1 pseudogene is annotated in these 615 nt (G+C 62.1%); it reads right to left on the bottom strand.

The window, feature by feature from the left end:
- Nucleotides 1-374: 374 nt before the first annotated feature.
- Nucleotides 375-615, bottom strand: a pseudogene (locus EOA60_RS36175) (Coat protein); the annotation flags it as partial.

Raw genomic sequence — 615 nt, 5'->3', positions numbered from 1 at the left:
GAGTAATGATAGCTGTCGGACTTCCAGCCGTAGCCGGCGACGCCGCCGAGATAGGCACCCGACCAGTTGATGCTTTCCGCCGGAGCGCCCGCCACCGCATCGGCGGCCATTGCGGACCCGGTCAACAAAGCCAGCAAACCGGCAAACAAGAAGGAAAGTGAGCGCATCGAAACCCCAAAGTGAAACCCGACTCCCAACCTATCAGCGGCCACCGAGCGTTGATGTGTTTTTTGCGCAACACAACCGAATTTTTGCAGTCAGAGGTTGCTGTCGGCACATCGGTAATCGTTCGAGAACTATCGTTGCTGTGAGCGCTGACCAAGCGGAGCCAGCTTGGCGGAGCATTGCCTCCCCGCCAAGCGGTCGAAAGGTCGTTACGCCTCCGTCGTCTTCAGCGCGATGAAGCTCATGTTCTTCACGCTGGAGGCGGTGCGGTCCCAGTTCGCCGCCAGGGCCAGCTCGGCGTCGGTGGCGAACTCGCCGGCGGTCGAGGCGTCGAGAAAGCGCGTGCCCGGGACATGCGCCACGAAATGCCGGCGACCCACCATTTCAGTGACGCCGCCGCCATGACCCTGGCGCGGCTTGCGATCGAACTCTAGCGGACCGCCTTCAGAG

This window comes from Mesorhizobium sp. M1A.F.Ca.IN.020.06.1.1 (assembly GCF_004023265.1).
In the GTDB taxonomy this organism is placed as follows: Bacteria; Pseudomonadota; Alphaproteobacteria; order Rhizobiales; family Rhizobiaceae; genus Mesorhizobium.
This window is presented reverse-complemented; position numbering and strand designations above follow the sequence as displayed.